At 63.1% G+C, this 19,150-nt stretch carries 17 protein-coding genes; 14 read left to right on the top strand and 3 right to left on the bottom strand.

Translation table 11 applies throughout. The features are described 5' to 3' along the window. Positions 1-178 precede the first annotated feature (178 nt). A complete protein-coding gene (gene pepF / locus H8S23_RS01675) occupies positions 179-1,951 on the top strand; it encodes an oligoendopeptidase F (protein WP_186886575.1) in 1,773 nt (590 codons plus the stop codon). Between the two features lie 201 nt (positions 1,952-2,152). Here pepF and H8S23_RS01670 read toward each other — a convergent pair whose 3' ends face one another. The 3 genes from H8S23_RS01670 to H8S23_RS01660 all read right to left on the bottom strand — a co-directional run bounded on the left by H8S23_RS01670 (position 2,153) and on the right by H8S23_RS01660 (position 4,590). Then, complete coding sequence (locus H8S23_RS01670) at positions 2,153-2,422, bottom strand: hypothetical protein (protein WP_186886574.1); 270 nt, start codon at positions 2,420-2,422, stop codon at positions 2,153-2,155. 305 nt (positions 2,423-2,727) lie between these two features. Then, on the bottom strand, positions 2,728-3,567 hold the full coding sequence (locus H8S23_RS01665) for a tyrosine-type recombinase/integrase (protein ID WP_186886573.1): 840 nt from the start codon (positions 3,565-3,567) through the stop codon (positions 2,728-2,730). A 312-nt stretch (positions 3,568-3,879) separates the two neighbouring features. Then, on the bottom strand, positions 3,880-4,590 hold the full coding sequence (locus H8S23_RS01660; protein ID WP_423717446.1) for an epoxyqueuosine reductase QueH: 711 nt from the start codon (positions 4,588-4,590) through the stop codon (positions 3,880-3,882). Positions 4,591-4,757: 167 nt separating this feature from the next. Between H8S23_RS01660 and H8S23_RS01655 the strand changes: the two genes are divergently transcribed. From H8S23_RS01655 to mltG, 13 genes are all read left to right on the top strand, one after another. Continuing rightward, the gene (locus tag H8S23_RS01655) at positions 4,758-5,093 is read left to right on the top strand and encodes a hypothetical protein (RefSeq protein WP_186886572.1); all 336 of its coding nucleotides are present in this window, start codon (positions 4,758-4,760) and stop codon (positions 5,091-5,093) included. Between the two features lie 56 nt (positions 5,094-5,149). Then, positions 5,150-7,345, top strand: a complete 2,196-nt coding sequence (recD2, locus tag H8S23_RS01650) for an SF1B family DNA helicase RecD2 (RefSeq protein ID WP_186886571.1) — start codon at positions 5,150-5,152, stop codon at positions 7,343-7,345. A gap of 20 nt (positions 7,346-7,365) precedes the next feature. Continuing rightward, positions 7,366-8,088 (top strand): ComF family protein, encoded by a 723-nt coding sequence (locus tag H8S23_RS01645; RefSeq protein WP_186886570.1) that lies wholly within the window; start codon positions 7,366-7,368, stop codon positions 8,086-8,088. Continuing rightward, positions 8,075-9,100 carry a rod shape-determining protein gene (gene mreB, locus H8S23_RS01640; RefSeq protein WP_186886569.1) on the top strand — a complete coding sequence of 342 codons (1,026 nt, stop codon included), beginning with the start codon at positions 8,075-8,077 and terminating at the stop codon, positions 9,098-9,100. Before H8S23_RS01645 ends, mreB begins: the two co-directional genes overlap by 14 nt. A gap of 343 nt (positions 9,101-9,443) precedes the next feature. Continuing rightward, positions 9,444-9,800, top strand: coding sequence for an OadG family transporter subunit (locus H8S23_RS01635; RefSeq protein WP_186886568.1), 357 nt, complete (start codon positions 9,444-9,446; stop codon positions 9,798-9,800). Positions 9,801-9,818: 18 nt separating this feature from the next. Further along, positions 9,819-11,000, top strand: a complete 1,182-nt coding sequence (locus H8S23_RS01630; protein WP_186886567.1) for a sodium ion-translocating decarboxylase subunit beta — start codon at positions 9,819-9,821, stop codon at positions 10,998-11,000. Between the two features lie 200 nt (positions 11,001-11,200). After that, positions 11,201-13,615 (top strand): ATP-dependent helicase, encoded by a 2,415-nt coding sequence (locus tag H8S23_RS01625; protein ID WP_186886566.1) that lies wholly within the window; start codon positions 11,201-11,203, stop codon positions 13,613-13,615. A gap of 70 nt (positions 13,616-13,685) precedes the next feature. Further along, positions 13,686-14,462 (top strand): FAD-dependent thymidylate synthase, encoded by a 777-nt coding sequence (gene thyX / locus H8S23_RS01620; RefSeq protein ID WP_186886565.1) that lies wholly within the window; start codon positions 13,686-13,688, stop codon positions 14,460-14,462. A 3-nt stretch (positions 14,463-14,465) separates the two neighbouring features. Continuing rightward, on the top strand, positions 14,466-15,128 hold the full coding sequence (locus H8S23_RS01615) for a dTMP kinase (RefSeq protein WP_186886564.1): 663 nt from the start codon (positions 14,466-14,468) through the stop codon (positions 15,126-15,128). Positions 15,129-15,222: 94 nt separating this feature from the next. Continuing rightward, positions 15,223-16,119: a DUF2156 domain-containing protein gene (locus H8S23_RS01610; RefSeq protein ID WP_186886563.1), complete on the top strand. Its 897-nt coding sequence runs from the start codon at positions 15,223-15,225 to the stop codon at positions 16,117-16,119. A 29-nt stretch (positions 16,120-16,148) separates the two neighbouring features. After that, positions 16,149-16,979 carry a GNAT family N-acetyltransferase gene (locus tag H8S23_RS01605; RefSeq protein WP_186886562.1) on the top strand — a complete coding sequence of 277 codons (831 nt, stop codon included), beginning with the start codon at positions 16,149-16,151 and terminating at the stop codon, positions 16,977-16,979. A gap of 45 nt (positions 16,980-17,024) precedes the next feature. Continuing rightward, positions 17,025-17,570 carry a DJ-1 family glyoxalase III gene (locus tag H8S23_RS01600; RefSeq protein ID WP_186886561.1) on the top strand — a complete coding sequence of 182 codons (546 nt, stop codon included), beginning with the start codon at positions 17,025-17,027 and terminating at the stop codon, positions 17,568-17,570. Positions 17,571-17,724: 154 nt separating this feature from the next. After that, positions 17,725-18,834 carry an endolytic transglycosylase MltG gene (mltG, locus tag H8S23_RS01595; protein ID WP_186886560.1) on the top strand — a complete coding sequence of 370 codons (1,110 nt, stop codon included), beginning with the start codon at positions 17,725-17,727 and terminating at the stop codon, positions 18,832-18,834. Positions 18,835-19,150 lie beyond the last annotated feature (316 nt).

The following is a 19,150-nucleotide window of genomic DNA, read 5'->3' as shown; positions in this document are numbered from 1 at the left end:
ATCCAGCGAAAGGGAAAATCAGCGGGCGCGCTGGGGCCCGGCGCGGCGAACAGAAAAAAATTGTCCTTTTTTTCGCAGCGGCGCCGTGCTACAATAACCGTGTAAAAGATGATTGAGACGGCGGTCCCGCCGGCGGGCAAAAGCGCCGCGGGCCGCCGCGAAAAAAGGAGAGAAAGCTTTGAAGCTGAACAGTGACAGCACCTGGGACCTGGCCGATATGTTCCCCGACGACGCGGCGTGGGAGCGCCAGATGGAGGAAGTGCGCGCCCTGGGCGCGCAGCTTGCCGCGCGCAGAGGCCACGCGGCGGACAGCGCAGGGGCGCTGATGGAGACCGCAGCCCTTTACGACAGCTTGAACCGCAAGGGGGCGCAGTGCGCGGTATACGCCGAGTGCCGCTTTCACACCGACATGTCCTCGCCCCGGGGCAAAGAGATGGTGGGCAAATTGGAGATCCTGTTCACGGCGCTGGGGGAGCAGACGGCTTTTCTCGCGCCGGAGTTGATGCGATACAGCTATGCGGACTTTGAGCGCTACTGTGCCGAATGCCCGGAGCTGAAGATTTACGACCAGCTGGCAAAAGACTTTTTTGCCCGCAAGGAACATGTGCTGGACGACGCGGGCGAGGCCATGCTGACCCGCATGGCCGACCTGGGCGGCACCTACCGGCAGGTGTTCGAGGACCTGGTCATCAACGATACCCCCTCGCCGGAGGTGGAGGGCCCGGACGGCACGCCGGTCAAGGTCACCGAGGCGGGCTACGGCGCCGCGCTGCAAAACCCGGATCGTCCGTTTCGCGCCCGGTACTACAACGCGCTGCTGGGCCTTTACGGCGGGCATATCAACACGCTGTCCTCCAGCTATTACGGCAAGGTGAAAGCCGACGTCTACCTGGCCAAAAGCCGCCGTTATCCCAGCGCCCGCGCCGCCGCGCTGGCGGACAATTTCATCCCCGAAGAGGTCTATGACAATCTGGTCTCCACCGCCCGGGCGCACACGGGGCCGCTGCAGGAGTATGTGTCGCTGCGCAAGCGGGTGCTGGGCATTGAGGATTTTCATTTCTATGACTTTTTTGTTCCCCTGGCAAAGGAGGTGGCGCGCGCGTATCCCTTTGAGGAGGCGGCGGGTCTCGTGATGGACGCCACCGCCCCCCTGGGCCCGGATTATGCGGATAAAATGCGCCGGGCGCTGGAAAACCGCTGGATCGACATTTACCCCAAGCAGAACAAACAGACCGGGGCCTATTCCACCGGCACCTACGGTTTCCACCCGTATATGCTGCTCAATTATGATGGAACGCTGGAGGATGTTTTTACGCTGGTGCATGAGCTGGGCCATTCGATGCACACCATGTATTCGTGTGAAAACCAGCCTTTCGTCTACTCGGACTACTCTATTTTCTGCGCCGAAGTGGCTTCCACCGCCAACGAGCAGCTGCTGTACCACTATCTGCTGGACCACTGCGAGTCGCAGGAGCTGCGCCGTCTGCTGCTGGCAAAACACCTGGACGATCTGCGCTCCACCTTTTACCGGCAGACCATGTTTGCGGATTTTGAGCGCGAGACCCACGCCCGGGTAGAGGCGGGAGAGCCGCTGCTGCCCGCGACCCTCTGCGGCATCCACAAAAAGCTGAACGAGGACTATTACGGGCCGGAGCTGGTGGTGGACGACGTCCTGTCTTACGAGTGGGCGCGCATCCCCCATTACTACCGCGGTTTCTATGTGTACCAGTATGCCACCGGCATCTCGGCGGCCATCGCCATCTCCAACCGCATCCTTGCCGGCACGCCGGGCGCGGTGGAAGATTACAAAAAATTCCTCTCGGGCGGCAGCAGCAGCCATCCCATCGAGCTTTTGCGGACGGCGGGCGTGGATATGGCTTCCCCTCAGCCCATTCTGGACACAGTGGCCGAGTTCAGCGCCACACTGGACGAGCTGAAAAAACTGATCTGATCCTGAAAAAACGGCAAAGAAACGGCAAAAACAGCGCGCAAAAAGAGCAGGGTACAGGCCCTGCTCTTTTTTGTGTTAAGGAGGAAACAAAAAGGAGAGCGCTGCTTGGCAAAGGCTCTCCACAAAATGTAACAGTTATAGACAAAACAAAAAATCAAAAATTTTAAACAGGGAAAAGCGGCAGGCAAAAGCAGCCGGCCGCTACCGCTCTTTTTCTGCAAAGGAGATCAAAAAGTCGCATGCGTCCTGCGGGGCGTCAAAGGTCAGACGGCGGTCGGCGATATAGGACACGGCGTCGTTCCAGGCGCGCAGGGAATAGGCGCCGACCTCTATCCCCTCCAGCACCTGGGGCAGCCGCCGGTACCATTGCCGCTGATGCAGCTCAGAGAGGGCGTAGCAGCCCAACTGGGCGGCGAGGTCGTCCAGCAGGCGGTCGCTGACAGCGTCTGGACAGGGGGAGGAGCAGGACATGAGAGGTCACCATCCTTACGACAGAATACGGATTATGTGGTGGGGCACGTAGAACCAATGTATTTGTTACATATTATTATGCACGATGGAGGATAAAAAATCAAGAAAAAGCGCGATTTCTGTCGTCGTTCCGGGCGCACTTCAAAAGCGCGAAACTGCGGGCTCTTTTTTGAGGGCCGGCTTTGCCGTGTCGGCGCGCTTTTGCCGCTTCCATAAAAGGCGATCTCGCCGAAAACGGCGGGCTTCTGCTTTTTTCAAGGTGCGGACACACCACATAATCCGTATTATGTGGTGGGGCTTTTTTGTCACGCGATCAGCCGCAGCCGGGACAGGCGCCGGGCCTGTTCGTCGCCGCTCGTGGCGATATAGATGCGGGTGGTGTCGATGCTGGAATGTCCCAGCAGATCGGCAAGCCGCACCACGTCCTTGTCCAGCGCATAATAGCTCACTGCAAACAGATGCCGCAGGTTATGGGGAAAGACCTTGCCCGGTTCCACCCGTGCAGCGTGGCACAGCGCTTTCATCATGGCCCAGATGTTGCTGCGGTCCAGCGGGTTGCCGTGCCGCGTCACAAAGACGGCGCCGCTGCGGATGCCTTCTGCCCGGCAGTACTCCCGCAGGGCGCGGCAGAGCTCCCGCGGCAGCAGCACCAGCCGCTCTTTGCCCTTGTTGCACACCCTTGCGCGGCCGGTGCGCGCGGCGTCGACGGTGATAAAGCGGTGCTCGCTCACCCGGATGCCGGTGCTGCACAGGGCCTGCAGCAGCAGCGCCAGCCGCGCGTCGCCGCGTCCGCGCGCGGCACAGACCAGGCGCAGGTATTCCTCACGGCTGAGCTCCCGGGCGCGGTCGCGGAACACCCGGCGCTGGCATTTGAACAGGCGCACGCGGCAGCCCTCCCAGCCGAAAAGGTGAAAAAAACAGCCCAGGGCCACCAGCATCGAGTTGGCGCTGGCGGTGGCATAGCTCTGCTGCAGCTGCCGCTTATAGCACAGCACCAGCTCTTTGTCCACAGCGCGGCCCGCTGCGAACTGCTGAAAGGCGCGCACGTCGCGCAGATACTTGGCGACGGTAGAGGGGCTTTTCTCCTGCTGACGCAGTTCCTGCGCAAAGCGGTCGATCAGGGACTCGGTGATAAAACGCTCCATTTTGGTTCCTCCTCAAAAAAGCAATATAGTTAAAAGTATTGCCGTTTTTGCAGAAGGTTAAAAGACAGAAAAAGGCAAATGGGCAAAAGAAGCGTTAAAATGCGGTTAAAATTTTAAAAAACGGTTCAAGACGCGTTCGCGGCAGACAAAAACGCGGCGGCCCGCTTGGGGCCGCCGCTGCCGGCGTATGCAGAAAAGACGGTGGGGCGGGCCTGCGTCCCGCCGCTTTTTTTGCGCCGGAAAAGGCGGGGGCGGGCCCCATCTTTGAAAATGCGGCGCCGCCGCAAAAGCGCCCCGGCGCGCGCCGGGCTTCTATAGCTTGTCGCCGCGGGGCGGCGGGCAGGGGGGAGAGGCGGCCTGCCCGCCGGCATTTTCCGCGGGGCTGTCCGCCTTGGCCCGCGCGGCAAGTTCGCTTTCCCGCGCCGCGCGGCTGAAAGCGCAGCCGCAGTAGTCCTGCCGGTAAAGCCCGTACTCTTTCGACAGCTCGATGCTGCGCTTATAGCCCTCGCGCTTTTTAAAGTCGGAGGGGAGAAAGCGCACGCCGTATTCCTCCGCCAGCTCCGCGCCGATCTGGTTGAGGCGGGCGGCGTTTTTGAGCGGGCTGATCGTAAGGGTGGTGGTGAACCAGTCAAAACCGCCCTCCTTGGCGCGCCGGGCGGCCTGTTCCAGCCGCAGCCGGTAACAGCGCAGGCAGCGCTCGCCGCCTTCGGGGCAGTCCTCCAGCCCGCGCGCGATCTCGGCAAACCGCTGGGGCTCATAGGGCACGGCCTCAAAAAGCACGGGCGAGGAGAGCGGCAGCTCGCCGATGAGGCGGCGCAGCTCGGCGGCGCGGTGGTCATGCTCCTGGCGGGGGGAGATGTTGGGGTTATAAAAATCAGCCGTGATGGAAAAATAGCGGCTGAGATATTCGAGCACGTAGCTGCTGCAGGGGGCGCAGCAGCAGTGCAGCAGCAGCCGCGGCCGGTTTTCTTCCGGCCGCAGGCGGGCAAGGATCTTTTCCAGCTCTTTTTGATAGTTGATCACAGCGGGGCCTCCCTGACAGAGTTTGCTTTGCTTCTCTGTAATAAGTATAGGAAAAGAGGCCAAAAAGTCAAACAAAGGCGGCGCTTTTCACAGGATCGCCCCTGTGCGCATAAGATGGCGCAGATAAAAAACGGCGGCCCAACGGCGGCCAAAAGGGGGCTTGTCTTGTGAACAGTCTGCTCGTGATCCTGATCACCGGCATGGCGGTGCTGGGGGCGTATTATCTGGCGGAGCTGTTTTCCGAGGGGATGGAAAAACCAAAAAATGAAGAGGCGGTGCTGGTGCTGCCCGGGCCGGTATCGCCCGCCCAGGTGCTGGAGATCACCGCCATGGTGCGGCAGAAACTGCCCCGCTGCCAGGTGATCGCCGGCATGGGGGACAGCGTGCCGGACGCCCCGATGCCCGCGGCGGGCCTGCGCGGGGTCGCTTTTGCGGCTTCCTGCGATTTGGAGGCCGCCGTGATAAGGGAGCTGCATTTACAAAGCCCGGCCGAAGATTTATAATAACAGGGTACGGCCGCGGGGCTGTAGAAAGACGGGGACGGGAAGGAGGCGGGCGCATGGAGCATCTGTCCGGCTCGGTGGAGCATATCACCTTTGCCAATACCGACACCGGGTTTGCCGTGGTGGAATTGGACGCGGAGGGCGAGCTGGTGACCGCTGTGGGCACCATGCCGGGGGTGGCCGAGGGCGAAGAGGTCGATCTGGAGGGTGAGTTCGTCACCCATCCCAGCTTTGGCCCCCAGTTCAGGGTCAATTCTTTCACCTGCCGCCTGCCGCAGGACACCGCGGCGGTGCTGCGGTATCTTGCCAGCGGCGTGCTGCCCGGCATCGGTCCCGTCACCGCGCGCCGCATTGTGGACGAATTTGGCGCCGACACGCTTTTTGTCATCGAAAACCAGCCGGAGCTGCTGGCAAAGGTCAAGGGGATGACCGCGTCCAAGGCGCGGGCGGCCAGCGAGGAGTTCCGGCGCGTTTTCGGCGTGCGGGAGGCGATCACCGCCCTGGCGCGGCTGGGCCTCCCCGCCGCGTCGGCCATTGCGCTTTACCGGGCGCTGGGGCCCGCAACGCTGGACCTGATCCATGAAAATCCTTACCTGCTTTGCGGCGCGCCGGTCTATCTGCCCTTTGACCGGGCCGACGATATCGCCGCAGAGATGAATTTTGAGCGGGAGGCCAGGATCCGCATCCAGGCGGGCCTGGCCTTTATCCTGCGCCACAACAACGGCAACGGGCACACCTGCCTGCCGGCCTTTAAGCTGCTGCCCACGGCGGCGCGCTTTTTGGGGGTGGACGAGCCCACCCTGCGCGAAACGCTGGATGCAGGCCTGGCGGAGGGGGAGTTTGACGCGCTGGAATACGACGGAGCCGAGTATATCTATCTGCCCGAGTTTCTGCGCGCGGAGATGCTGGTGGCGGGGCATCTGAAAGCCCTGATGTCCCTGCCGCTGCAGAAGATGAAAGACCCGGACAAGGCCATCGGCCTGCTGGAACTTACCGGGGGCATCCGCTACGCGCCGCTGCAGCGGCAGGCCATAGCGACCGCCCTCACCAGCAACTGCATGGTGCTTACCGGGGGGCCGGGCACCGGCAAGACCACCGCCATCAACGCCATCATCGCGCTGTTTGAACAGCAGGCGGACCGGGTGTTCCTGGCGGCGCCCACCGGCCGCGCCGCCAAGCGGATGAGCGAGCTTTGCCGCCGCGAGGCCAAGACCATCCACCGGCTGCTGGAGGTGGACTACAGCGGCCCGGACCAGATCCGCTTCACCCATAATGAGAAGAACCCGCTCAAATGCGACGTGGTCATTGTCGATGAGATGAGCATGGTGGACGTGCAGCTGTTTGAAAGCCTGCTGCGTGCCCTGAGGCCCCAGTGCAAGATCGTCCTGGTGGGGGACGGCGACCAGCTGCCCAGTGTGGGCCCGGGCAACGTGCTGCGGGACGTGGTGGACTCCGGCGTGGTGCCGGTGGTACGGCTGACCGAGATCTTCCGTCAGGCGGCTGAGAGCCAGATCGTGCGCACGGCCCACCGCATCGTGTCCGGCGAGGACCCGGAGCCCAACGCGCGCGAGGGAGACTGCTTTTTTCTGCAGGCGGACGGGGAAGCGTGTCAGGAGCTGGTGTGCGAGCTGGTGTCCGCGCGGCTGCCCAGGACCTATGGCTTTGACCCGGTGGAGGATATCCAGGTGCTCTGCCCCAGCAAGCTGGGCCCCACGGGCACCGCGGCGCTCAACGCGCGGCTGCAGCAGCTGCTCAATCCGCCGGGGCCCGGCAAACGGCAGCTGACCTATTTTGGCGTCACCTACCGCGAGGGGGACAAGGTCATGCAGGTGCGCAACAACTATGACATCCTCTATGAGCGGGAAGACGGCGAGGGCGGCGTGGGGGCTTTTAACGGCGATCTCGGCGTTATAGAGGCGGTGGACCCGCGGGCGGGCAGCCTGCGGGTGCGCGCGGACGACCGGCTGCTCACCTACTCCGGCGAGAACATCCGCGAATTGGAGATCGCCTATGCGGTCACCATCCACAAAAGCCAGGGCAGCGAGTTTGGGGCGGTGGTGCTGCCGGTGGCGGCGGATACCCCCAAGCGCCTGTGTTACCGCAACCTGATCTATACGGGCGTGACCCGGGCAAAGCAGCTGCTGGTGTTGGCGGGCAGTCGCGGCACCCTGCACGCGATGATCGAAAACGACCGCAAGATGCTGCGCTATTCCTGCCTGACGCGGCTGCTGCAGGATGAAAGCGTCTGCTGAGCGCGGGAGGGGAGCGCGAAATGGAAAAAGCGTCTGCCGCTTTGAAAAATCTGTTTTTCCCCCGCCGCTGCCCCTACTGCGGGCAGGTGATGGGGTTTGCGCCCGGCTGTGAGTGCGCGCCGCGGGTGGAGGAATGCCGCCTTTTTGGGCCGTCGGCCCTGCTGGACGGGGAGGGGCGGCGGTTCGCGTTTCTGGACGGGGGCGCGGCCTGTTACGCCTATGCCGGGCCCATCCGGCAGGGGGTCCGCCGGCTGAAATTTGAGGGCGCCTGCGGCCTGGCGGCAGTTTATGGCAGAGAGATGGCGGCCCTGGCGGCGCAGCTGGAGCCGGGAGGGCCCTTTGACGGCGTGATGCCGGTGCCCTCCACCAAAAAAGAGCGCCGCCGCCGCGGGTACGACGTGCCGCTGCTGCTGGCCCGCGCGCTGTCCGGGGCGCTTGCAATCCCGCTTTGGGATGATATACTGATAAAGGAATTTGAGACCAGGCGCCAGCACGAGCTGCCGCTCGCAGAGCGGAAAGCCAACCTGCTGGGGGCGTTCGGCCTGCGGGGCACCGCCGCTGTGCAGGGGCGCAGGGTGCTGCTCTGCGACGACGTCGCGACCAGCGGCGCCACGCTGGACGAATGTGCAAAGATGCTCAGGGCGGGCGGCGCCGCATCGGTGTGGGCCGTGGTGTTTGCGGCGACGCCGCGGCCGGGAGCGCGCAAAGCAGGGAAAGGAGAACGCAGGCATGGCACAGAATGATATCGGGATCGACCTTGGCACCACCTCGGTGGTGATCTATGTAGAGGGCAAGGGCATCGTGCTGAGCGAGCCCACCGTGGTGGCGGTGGACACCGATACGGGCAAGGTGCTGGCGGTGGGGGACGATGCCTACCGCATGGTGGGACGCACGCCGGCCCATATCATGGCGGTGCGCCCGCTCAAGGACGGGGTCATCTCCGACCACGTCCTCACCCGCGAGATCGTCCGCCGCTTTCTCGTCAAAGCTTACCAGTCCCCGGTGGTGAAGCCGCGGGTCGCGGTGTGCGTGCCCGCGGCGATCTCCGGCATCGAGAGCGACGCCGCGGTGGAAGCCGTGGTGGCGGCGGGGGCGCGGCAGGTTTTTTTGATCGATGAGCCCATCGCTGCCGCCCTTGGGGCGGGCATCGACATCACCCGCCCGCGGGGACATCTGGTGGTGGACATCGGCGGCGGCACCAGCGACATCGCGGTGATCTCGATGGGGGGCAAAGTGCAGTCCAGCTCCATCAAGGTGGCCGGCAACACGCTGGACGCGGCCATCGTGCGGGTGGTGAGGGATAAATTCAAGCTGGCGATCGGGGAAAAGACCGCCGAGATCCTCAAGCGCACCGTGGGCTGCTGCGCGCCGGAGGCCGGTTTTTCGGCCTCCATGGAGGTCAAGGGGCGCAGCCTGGAAAACGGCCTGCCCAGGCGCCAGCTCGTGACCACCGGGGACCTCTATGAGGCCATTACAGAGTGTGTGGAAGAACTGGCGACCGCCATCCATGCCGTATTGGAGCGCACGCCCCCTGAACTGGCGGGAGACATCTATACCGAGGGCATGCTGCTGACCGGCGGCGGCGCGCTGCTGCCGGGCCTGAGCCTGTATATGTCGCGCCGCCTCAAGATCCGGACGCAGGCCGCTGAGGACCCGGTCAACTGCGTGGCGCGCGGCACCGGCATGAGCCTTTCGATGGCGGACCGGCTGGAATCCGGCTTCCGGGACGCGACGCCGGGCATCGGCAGAAGATAAAAAGGCTGCAAAGCGGCTTGGCCGGGGCGGGCGTCCCGCTGTGGGCGCCGCGGCGCAGGCCGCTTCACGCTTTCCCCCGGGCGGCCGCCCGGGGGCTCTTTTTTTCGCCCGCGCTTTACGCGTCCGGGCGCGGGCGTCGGCAGGCACCGTACTTGCAGGTCGGAGATGAGTAGATGCAGCTGCAGCCGCCCGGGCACGGGCACAGGCCCCCGTGTGCGGCCCGCCGGATCTTGATTAAAAAAATATTGCCAAAAAATTAACGATTTGTGGTTTTGCCTGTTGAAACAAAATCTCAAATCAATTATAATACAAAAAGATATCGCTTTTTAAGGAGGGATCTGAAATGGAGCCAAGTGTTGCTACCGTGATCATCACGGGTTTGGTTCTGGTCTTTGCCATTCTGGTACTGCTCTATCTGATCATTACCCTGCAGGGCAAGATCTTTGTGAGCATCGACAACAAGAAGAAAGCCAAGACGGAGGCCGCCAAGGCTGTCCCCGCCCCCGCGGCAAAGGCGGCCCCCGCAGCCCCGGCCCCCGTGGTACAGGCCGGCATCTCCGGCGAGGTCGTCGCTGCGATCAGCGCCGCCGTGGCCGCCGTATCTGACGGGCCGGTCGCCGTGCGCAGCATCGCCAAGGCGCCCGCGCGGAAAAACGGCTGGGGCCTTGCGGCAGTGTATTCCTACACTGAACCATTTTAAGAGAGGGGACGATTAACCATGCAGGGATTTTTAGACGCCGTCGCCGGTATCGCACGGGAATCCGGCTTCGCGGGCATCATCGAGAACCCGGGTTATCTGATCATGATCGTCATCGCCTGCGTACTGCTGTACCTTGCGATCGTCAAACAGTTCGAGCCGCTGCTGCTGCTGCCCATCGCTTTCGGCATGCTGCTGGCAAACCTGCCGGGGTCCGGCATCATCCATATGGAGTTTTTCCTGACCGAGTCGGGCCACCCGGATTTTCTGAATGTGCTCAATAACGGCGGCCTTGCGGACATGCTATACTTAGGCGTCAAACTGGGCATCTATCCGCCGCTGATCTTCCTGGGCATCGGCACCATGACCGACTTCGGCCCGCTGATCTCCAACCCCAAGAGCCTGCTGCTGGGTGCGGCTGCGCAGCTGGGCATTTTCATGACCTACTTCGGCGCCAAGATGCTGGGCTTTACCGCCCAGGAGGCCGGCTCCATCGGCATCATCGGCGGCGCGGACGGCCCCACTGCCATCTATGTCACCTCCAAGCTGGCCCCGCATCTGCTGGGCGCGATCGCTGTGGCGGCCTACAGCTATATGGCCCTGGTACCGGTCATACAGCCGCCCATCATGAAAGCGCTCACCACCAAAAAAGAGCGTCAGATCAAGATGACTCAGCTGCGCCCGGTCTCCAAGACGGAAAAGGTCATCTTCCCGATCATGTGCACCATCCTCATCTCGCTGATCCTGCCCAGCGCCGCCCCCCTGGTGGGCATGCTGATGCTGGGCAACCTGATGAAAGAGTCGGGCGTGGTCGAGCGCATCTGCAAGACCGCGGGCAACGAGCTGATGAATATCATCACCATCTTCCTCGGCTTCTCGGTGGGCTGCACGACCAGCGCGGACACTTTCTTCACCACTCAGACCCTCTTTATCATCCTGCTGGGCATCATCGCCTTTGGCTTCGGCACTGCCGGCGGCGTGCTGCTGGGCAAGCTCATGTGCTGGGCCACCCACGGCAAGGTCAACCCGCTCATCGGCTCGGCCGGCGTTTCCGCGGTCCCGATGGCGGCCCGCGTGTCCCAGAAGGTCGGCCAGCAGGAGGATCCCTCCAACTTCCTGCTCATGCATGCCATGGGCCCCAACGTGGCGGGCGTGATCGGCAGCGCTGTGGCCGCAGGTATCCTCATCAATATGCTGGGCTGATCTTCAGCCTGAAAAATTCCCGGACAGTTTCTGTCCGGGAATTTTGTCGTTTTGCCCTCCCGCCGGGCGGGCGAGAGGGCCGTGGCCCTTTTCCTCGGGGCCCGATTGTGATATAATAAACTTGATTTTGCATTGGCAGGCGCGGCGCGCAGAGATCACTGGCACGGCGCAGGGTCAAAAAAGAGTGTAGGCGGTGTCGGATGAGCAGCGAATTGGAAAAACGATTTTTATCTCTCAGAAAACAGGTGATCGAGGCGAGCTTCGGCAGGCTCAACCCGGTGCAGCGGGACGCGGTCTTTACCGTCAACGGCCCGCTGCTGATCCTGGCAGGCGCGGGCAGCGGCAAGACCACGGTGCTGGTCAATCGCATCGCCAATCTGGTGCGGTACGGCACGGCCCACGACAGCGACAAGATCTTCGGCACCGCCGGGGAAGAGGACGTGGCCGCGCTGGAGGCGCTGCTGAAAGACGGTGGCAAGCTGACGGCGCGCCTTGCCTCGCTGCTGTCGGTGAACGCAGTGCGGCCCTGGCATGTGCTGGCCATCACCTTTACCAACAAGGCGGCCGGCGAGCTGAAGACGCGCCTGGAGGCCATGCTGGGCAGCGATGCGCAGGACATCGCCGCCAGCACGTTCCATTCCGCCTGCGTGCGCATCCTGCGGCGGGAGGCGGAGCATCTGGGCTATCCCAAAAGCTTCACCATCTACGACAGCGACGACTCGCTGCGGGCCATGAAAGAGGTCTACAAGCAATACAATATCGACGACAAATTTTTGCCCGTCAAGTCGGCGCTTTCCGCCATCGGCCGGCTGAAAGACCAGATGGTCAGCCCGGCCGCGGCGGCGGCGCAGGCCAGCGAGTACCGCACCAAGCTGGTGGCGACCGCCTACGAGGGATATGCAAAACGGCTTTTTTCCGCCGGGGCGCTGGACTTTGACGATCTCATCTATCAAACCGTGCTTTTGTTTCAGGAGCATCCCGACGTGCTGGAATACTACCGCGACCGCTGGCAGTACATCCTGGTGGACGAATACCAGGATACCAGCGTGGCACAGTTTCTGCTGGTGAGCCTGCTGGCCGGCGGCCACAACAACATCTGCGTGGTGGGCGACGACGACCAGAGCATCTACCGCTTCCGGGGCGCCACCATCGAAAATATCCTCAGCTTTGAGCAGCATTTCCCCGGGGCCAAGGTGGTGCGGCTGGAACAGAATTACCGCTCCACCACCAGCATCCTGGACGCTGCGAACAGGGTCATCAAAAACAATGTGGGGCGCAAGGGCAAGACGCTGTGGACCGACAACGGCGAGGGCGACAGGGTCTGCCTTTACCGCGCCGACAATGAGCAGGACGAGGCGGCGCATATCGCCTCGGTCATCGGCCAGAACCTGAAAAACGGGGCGCACCTGCGCGACCATGCGGTCCTCTACCGCATGAACGCCCAGTCCGGCCCGATCGAGACCTATTTTGCCCGTGCGGGCATCCCGTATAAGATCGTGGGCGGGCACCGCTTCTTTGACCGCAAAGAAGTCAAGGATATCATCTCCTATCTGTCGGTGATCGCGAACCCGCGCGACGACCTGCGCCTGCGCCGCATCATCAACGAACCCGCGCGCAAGATCGGCGCCGCCACGCTGGACGCGGCCGCCGGCATCGCCGCGGGCCTTGGCTGCGGTCTGATGGAGGTCATCGCGGAGGCACAGAATTACCCGGCCCTGGGGCGGGCGCTGGTGCCGCTGAAAAATTTCTGCGCCATCTGTGACGACCTGACGGCCGCGGCGCAGGAGCAGCCGCTGGATGAACTGGTCTCCACCGTCATCGACCGCAGCGGTTACCGACAGATGCTGGAGGCACAGGGAGAAGAGGGACGCACCCGCCTGGAAAACCTGGGCGAACTGGTCTCCTCTGTAAAGACCTATGCGGATGAAAAGGGCGACGAGGCCAGCCTGGAGGGCTATCTGGAAGAGGTCGCCCTGATCTCGGACATCGATGGCTATGATGAAGAGGCCGATACCGTGGTCATGATGACCATGCACGCGGCCAAAGGGCTGGAATTTGATTATGTGTTTCTGGTGGGCCTGGAAGAGGGCGTTTTCCCCGGTGAGATGAGCCGCTATTCCGACGAGGACCTGGAGGAAGAGCGCCGTCTGTGCTATGTGGGCATCACCCGCGCAAAGAAAGAACTTTACCTCTCCTGCGCGCGCACCCGCATGATCTTTGGGCAGACCAAACGCAACCCCGAGTCGCGCTTTTTGACCGAGATCGGCGAGGGGGAGCTGCAGGTGGAGGAGAGCCCTGTCGCGGCGATGGCGACCACCCGCATCAGCGCCGGCGCAGCCCGCCAGAGGGAGACCACGCGGCAGGCGGAGTCTTTCCGCAGCTTTACCGCCCGCAGCGGCCTGACCGGCACGGCCCCGCGCCCCACGGCCGCGGCCAAGCGGGGGGCGGGCATCGCGTTCAAGCCGGGCGATCTGGTCGAGCACAAGGTGTTCGGCCGCGGCACGGTGCTGAAAGTGACCCCCATCGCCGGGGATACGATCGTTGAGATCAGGTTTGATACCGCGGGGGTCAAAAAGACCATGGCAAACTACGCGCCGCTGACCCTGGCGCACTGAGCCCTGCGCGGGCGCGGGACCTGTGCGCCCCCGGGGACAGAACAGAGGGGATAGAAAGGATGGACCGAGCATGAAAGTACAGCTGCTGGCCTATACGCCGGAACCGGAAAAGATTGTTGCAGCGGCGGCAAAGCTCTGCTATGCCCACTGCGGCGTGGATGAACTGCTGGAGGGGCTGACGGCCGAAAAGGCGCGCGAGTTCGTGCTGCGCCTCGCGGAGATGGGGCACGAAAGCCCTGTCGAACACGTCAGCTTTACCTTTGCCATCGAGGGGGTGTCCCGCAGCCTGCTGGCGCAGATCACCCGCCACCGCATCGCCTCGTACAGCGTGCAGAGCCAGCGCTATGTGCGGCTGGAAAACTTTGAGTATGTGGTGCCGCCGGAGATCGAAAAAAATGAGGCCGCGAAAGAGGCCTATCTCGAGATGATGCGCGCAGAGGCCGAAAGCTATGAAAAGATCGCCTCGCTGCTGAAAGAAGACCACAAAAAAGCCCTGATGGAAGCGGGGGAGGAGGAAAAGTCCGCCGCCCGCAAAGCCGAGAAGCTGGCCATTGAAGACGCGCGCTTTGTGCTGCCCAACGCATGCGACACCAAGATGATCGTCACGATGAACGCCCGCAGCCTTTACAACTTTTTCGCGCACCGGTGCTGCAGCCGGGCCCAGTGGGAGATCCGGGCGCTGGCGGAGGAGATGCTGCGGCTGGTTTATCCGATCGCGCCGGCTCTTTTTGCCAAAGCCGGGCCGCCCTGCGTCAAGGGCCCCTGCCCGGAGGGCAGGATGAGCTGCGGCCGCGCCGCAGAGGTGCGGGACCGCTATGCGGCTTTGAAAGAGGAGCTGGTGAAATAAAACATGGGCAAACTGATCGTGATCGAGGGGCTGGACGGCTCCGGCAAGGCCACCCAGAGCGCCCTGCTGCAGCAGGCTTTTGAGCGGGAGGGGATCGCCAGCCGGAAGATCAGCTTTCCCAACTATGCATCACCGTCCAGTGCGCTGGTCAGAATGTATCTGGGGGGAAAGTTCGGCCGCCGCCCGGACGATGTAAACGCCTACGCGGCCTCCACGTTTTACGCGGTGGACCGCTTTGCGGGTTTCAAGACCGACTGGGGAGGCTTTTATGAGGGTGGCGGGGTGCTGATCGCCGACCGGTACACCACCTCCAACGCCGTGCATCAGTGCTCCAAACTGCCCCGGACGGGCTGGGACGCCTATCTGGACTGGCTGTTTGATTTTGAGTACGGCAAGATCGGCATCCCGGCGCCGGATGCGGTGCTGTATCTGGACGTGGACCCGGCCGTCAGCCAGCGGCTCATGAGCGGCCGCTACGGGGGCCGCGAAGAGAAAAAGGACATCCACGAGCGGGACGTGGTTTATCTGGAAAAAAGCAGGGCCGCGGCCGTTTACTGCGCGGACAGGCTGGGGTGGTGCTCCATCCGCTGCTGCAGGGACGGCGCGATGCGCCCCCTGGACGAGATCGCCGCCGAAGTGCTGGCGGCGGCACGGCAGGCCCTGTAACAAAAAGGACCGCTGTGCGGTTTCAAAAAAGGCGCGGCCGGCGCGATTTTGGCGCGCGGGCGCCCAGGCAACAAATTGAGAAGGGAACGGGTTTATGCAATTTCATGAGATCACCGCGGCGGACGGCGAATGGGCCAGGCCGCGCCTTGAGGGCGCGGGCTTTAGGTCCTGTGAGTTCGCGTTCGCCAATGTCTATATGTGGAGCCATGTTTACGGGACCGAGATCGCCGAATACCGGGACTATGTGGTGGCGCGCAACATCGGGCGCACCCATCATCACTTTCTTTACCCGGTCGGGGGGAAAGATCTGGAGGCGGTGCTGAGCGCCTGCGTGGAGGACGCGCTGGCCGCCGGCAAAGAGCCGATGTTTTACTCCATCCCGGAAAGCGAGGTCGCTGTGGTCGAGGCGCTGTTCCCCGGGAAATTCACTTTCAGCGAGGACCGGGACGAAGAGGATTATCTCTATCTGTCCACCGATCTGCAGGAGCTGCCGGGGAAGATCTTTCAAAAAAAGCGCAACCACATCAGCCGCTTCGGCAAGGATCACCCGGATTATGTGTTTGAACCCATCGCGCCGGAAAATCTGGCCGAGGTGCGCGCTTTCAATAACCGCTGGTGCCAGACCTACGGCTGCGACGCGGACGAGGGGCTGGCGCGGGAGCACCGGGCCATCGAGATGGTGTTCGACCACTATTTTGAACTGGGCCTGGTGGGCGGGCTGGTCCGCACCGGCGGGCAGCTGGTGGCGTTCTGCTACGGCAGCAAGATATCCGCGGAGGTGCTGGGCACCCATGTGGAAAAGGCCTGGCACGACGTCAACGGCGCTTACCCGATCATCAACCGGGAGTATGCCCGGGCTTTTGGCGGGGCGTACCGATATATCAACCGGGAGGAGGACCTGGGGGAGGAGGGCCTGCGCAAGGCAAAGCTTTCCTATAACCCGGCGATCCTGGAAAAGAAGTTCTGCGCGGTGCTGCGCAGCGGGGGCTGAGTCCCTGTAATCCGCAAAGGGAAGGACGCATGAGAGAAATGCGCACGGCAACGGAAAGCGACCGTCCTGCGCTCGCCGCGCTCTGGCGCGAAGCGTTTGGGGACGGGCCCGAATTTATTGATTTTGTCTTTGACCGGTTTGCCGGTCTTGAAAACGTCTGGCTGGAAGAGCGGGACGGCGCGCCCATCGCCTCCGCCTGCGCGGTGCCGGTCACGATGGGGCAGCTGCGGGGAGTGTATCTGTATGGGGTCAATACCCGCGCCGATCTGCGCGGGCAGGGGGTCATGAGCGGCCTGCTGGACGGCATCCACGCCGAGGCCGCCCGCAGGGGGCGCGACTTCGCAGTGCTGGTGCCGGAGGGGGAACGGCTGTTCTCCTTTTATGCCGGATTGGGCTATGAGACGCGCTTTTACCACCGGCTGGTGGAAAAGGAGATCCGGCCCAACCTGTGGGCGCAGGCGGAGTTCGACACCCTGACGGCGCAGCGGCTGGCGGCGGCGCGGCAGCGCTTTCTTGAGCCGCCCTATGTGGCGTTTGAGCCGCAGGCGCACGCGGCCATGGTGCAGAACCTGTACACGGACGGCGCCACCACGGTGGAGACCGAAGATGGGTATGGGGTGTTTTTTACCCAGGGGGACACGTTGGTGTTCAAAGAGCTGGCCGCCGCAGGAAACCTCGCGGCGACCCGCATCCTGGAAGCTGCGCGCCAGCACACCGCCTGCGACCGGGCACTGCTGGAACTGCCCCGTTACGGAGAGGTGTTTCTGGGCGAGGGGGAAGCGCGGCCCTACGGCATGCTCAAGTGGCTGGCGGGAGAAAAAAAGCTGGAAGAGCCTTCGATGTCGCTGATGTGCGACTGAGCAGGGCAGCGGAGCGGAAAACAATTGTATAAAGGAGCGGTAACCATGGTTTATGAGTTTTTGGCGGATGGGTTCGAAGTGGTCGAAGCGCTGTTCCCCGTGGACCTGCTGCGCAGGGCGGGGATCGAGGTGACCACCGTGGGCATTGCAGGGACCGAGGTGACCAGCAGCGCCAGGGTGACGGTGCGCGCCGACCTGGACGGACGCGGTTTTGAGCTGCCGCAGGACGCGGAGATGGTACTGCTGCCCGGCGGCCTGCCGGGCACCACCAACCTGCTCGCTTCCCCGGAGGTCTCCCGAGCCCTGGCCGAGGCGCGGCGGCGGGACATCTTTGCGGCCGCCATCTGCGCTGCGCCCTGGGTGCTGGACGCCAACGGCCTGCTGGACGGCAAAAAGGGGACGATGTACCCCACGATGAGCCAGCACATGGAGCATGGCGCTTTTACCGGCGAGCCGGTGGTGCGGGACGGAAAGGTCATCACCGGGCGCGCCGCGGGCGTGGCACAGGAGTTTGCGCTTGCGCTGATCGCCGCGCTGCGCGGCGACGCGGCGGCGGAAAAGGTAAAACAGTCGATCTACCCCAATTTTTAAAGCCCGGGGCGCTGCAGAGCGCAGAAAAACGCCCCGTGACCCTTGCGGCGAGGCGCTCGCTGATCTGAAAAAAGCGGCGGGCGCGGAAAAACACTGCGCCCTGCGCTGTTCGCAGCCGAAAGACCGGCATTCCCCGGAAAGGAAGGAAGTTTTCATGAAAAAAGTACTCGCGATCCTGGCGGCCCTGATGCTGGTCTGCGTTTTGGCATTGGGGGGCGGCTATCTGTATTACCGCTCAGAGGCGGACGGCACAGGAAATCCCGGCCAGCGGCAGCAGTTTGTAGTGGAACAGGGAGAGAGCCCCAACGCCATCGCCGACCGCCTGGAGGAGGAGGGCATCATCGGCTCCGGCTTTTTCTTCCGCCTTTATCTGAAGCAGACGGGGGCTGGCCCCAGTCTGCAGTACGGCACTTTTACGCTGGCCCCGGGCATGAGCTATGACGACATCATCACCGAGCTGCAGACCCCGGCCAAGCGGGACGTGGTGCAGCTGACCTTCCCGGAGGGCACGCCGGCCCTGGGGATCGCCCAGAGCATGGAGGATGCGGGCCTGTGCACGGCGGAGGAATTCCTGGCCTGTGCCAACGGAGAGGACGGGAGCGATTTTTCCCAGTATGAGTTCTGGGGACAGATCCCGCAGAACACCGCGCGTTTCATGAAGTGCGAGGGCTATCTGTTCCCTGAGACGTATGAGTTTCATGTGGACGACAGCGTTTACAACTATGTGGACACCTTTTACGGCGAGTTCGACCGCCGGGTGGATGCCGGGCTGCGCCAAAAGATCGCAGACAGCGGCATGACCCTGGACGAAGCGGTCATTCTGGCCTCTTTTGTGCAGGAAGAGGCGGGCAACGCCGAGGACAGAAACGTGGCGGAGGTCTTTTTGAACCGGCTGACGGACGGCTCGCCCTACCCGCGGCTGGAGAGCAACGCCAGCAGTTATGTGCAAAACCCGGACGACAACAATTATCTTTACAATTGGGTGGCGCCCTATTACGGCGGCTGGGAGAATATCCCCGCCGAGCTGTACGCCGCCTATAACACCTACGAACACGTGGGCCTGCCCGCAGGCGCGATCTCCAACCCCGGGCTGGACGCCATCCAGGCCACGGTGGAGCCCAATACCGCCTTGGTGAGTGAAAATGGGAGCAGCCCCTGCTATTTCTTTGTGACAGACCTGACCGGCAAGTATTATTATGCCGCCACGGCCGCCGAGCACCAGGCCAATGTGGACCGGGCCTGGAAAGTGAACGGCAGCCTGTAACCGGGTGCAGCACAAAGCGCCCGCCGGGAGGCGGTTCCATGTCGGCGCCCCTCACAAGTAGCCGCAGGCCGTTTGTGAGCGGCCCTGCGGCCTGGCCCAGGGCTGCGGCGAAGCGAAACAAAACAGCCTTTGGCTGTTGTTCCAGGCCGCTGCCCGGGCTGCCCTGCGGGGACAGGGGGGAGATATGCCGTCAGGGGGCGGCATCGCTGCGGCCGGGCTGCCGCAGCGACCTTACAGCGGACCGTTTTTGCGGTCCTGCGGGGTCCGCAATTAAAAAAAGACAGATGCACCGGGCCGGTTTCAGCAGAGGGGCCCG

The organism is Anaerofilum hominis (assembly GCF_014287275.1).
Lineage (GTDB): Bacteria > Bacillota > Clostridia > Oscillospirales > Ruminococcaceae > Pygmaiobacter > Pygmaiobacter hominis.
This window is presented reverse-complemented; position numbering and strand designations above follow the sequence as displayed.

Coding starts and splice junctions, on each gene's coding strand:
- H8S23_RS01670 (WP_186886574.1), bottom strand. CDS start 2,422: ATGTCCTGCTCCTCCCCCTGTCCAGACGCTGTCAGCGACCGCCTGCTG.
- H8S23_RS01665 (WP_186886573.1), bottom strand. CDS start 3,567: ATGGAGCGTTTTATCACCGAGTCCCTGATCGACCGCTTTGCGCAGGAA.
- recD2 (WP_186886571.1), top strand. CDS start 5,150: ATGGAGCATCTGTCCGGCTCGGTGGAGCATATCACCTTTGCCAATACC.
- H8S23_RS01645 (WP_186886570.1), top strand. CDS start 7,366: ATGGAAAAAGCGTCTGCCGCTTTGAAAAATCTGTTTTTCCCCCGCCGC.
- mreB (WP_186886569.1), top strand. CDS start 8,075: ATGGCACAGAATGATATCGGGATCGACCTTGGCACCACCTCGGTGGTG.
- H8S23_RS01635 (WP_186886568.1), top strand. CDS start 9,444: ATGGAGCCAAGTGTTGCTACCGTGATCATCACGGGTTTGGTTCTGGTC.
- H8S23_RS01630 (WP_186886567.1), top strand. CDS start 9,819: ATGCAGGGATTTTTAGACGCCGTCGCCGGTATCGCACGGGAATCCGGC.
- H8S23_RS01625 (WP_186886566.1), top strand. CDS start 11,201: ATGAGCAGCGAATTGGAAAAACGATTTTTATCTCTCAGAAAACAGGTG.
- thyX (WP_186886565.1), top strand. CDS start 13,686: ATGAAAGTACAGCTGCTGGCCTATACGCCGGAACCGGAAAAGATTGTT.
- H8S23_RS01615 (WP_186886564.1), top strand. CDS start 14,466: ATGGGCAAACTGATCGTGATCGAGGGGCTGGACGGCTCCGGCAAGGCC.
- H8S23_RS01610 (WP_186886563.1), top strand. CDS start 15,223: ATGCAATTTCATGAGATCACCGCGGCGGACGGCGAATGGGCCAGGCCG.
- H8S23_RS01605 (WP_186886562.1), top strand. CDS start 16,149: ATGAGAGAAATGCGCACGGCAACGGAAAGCGACCGTCCTGCGCTCGCC.
- H8S23_RS01600 (WP_186886561.1), top strand. CDS start 17,025: ATGGTTTATGAGTTTTTGGCGGATGGGTTCGAAGTGGTCGAAGCGCTG.
- mltG (WP_186886560.1), top strand. CDS start 17,725: ATGAAAAAAGTACTCGCGATCCTGGCGGCCCTGATGCTGGTCTGCGTT.